Raw genomic sequence first — 466 nt, 5'->3', positions numbered from 1 at the left:
GCATCGTCAATCGCTAGCCAGTTCTTCATGCGCGCTCCATACACGTAGCTAGTGATGACGTAGGTGCGCTCGGTTCCGTCCAGTACATAGCTGCGGCGCGGCTTGATATCGCGAGTCGTGCCCACGACACATTAACGTAGTCTATGTGGACGGTACTCGATGACCCGCTCCTCTGGCAGACGACGTGCCCATGACGTCGTGAGCACAATCTCCACGTCGGGATAGGGCTCGAGCAGCTCAACGAGCAGGGGGGCGAACTCTAGGAGCTTGCGGCCAGTGTCGAGGGTAGTCTTGTCGTTTTCGTCAATGTACGCATTGCCGACGTGCAGCGTCCCATCAAAATCGACGAATAGCGTCGGAGTCGTGTTGTCCATGACCAATGGCGCGGGCGCGGGCCGTTCTCGCTTTGCCGAACGCCGCTCCATCACTTCCTGCCAGTCAACCCTATGGCCGACCGCCTCGAGAG

At 59.2% G+C, this 466-nt stretch carries 1 protein-coding gene; it reads right to left on the bottom strand.

Annotated elements, in window-relative coordinates:
* Positions 1–131 precede the first annotated feature (131 nt).
* A partial coding sequence (locus tag ACU8YC_RS27000; RefSeq protein WP_446896261.1) for an HAD domain-containing protein occupies positions 132–466 on the bottom strand: 335 nt, incomplete at its 5' end.

The organism is Citrobacter sp. VF227, assembly GCF_052950715.1.
Note: the sequence above shows the minus strand (reverse complement) of the source record. Positions and strands in the feature narration are given on the sequence as shown.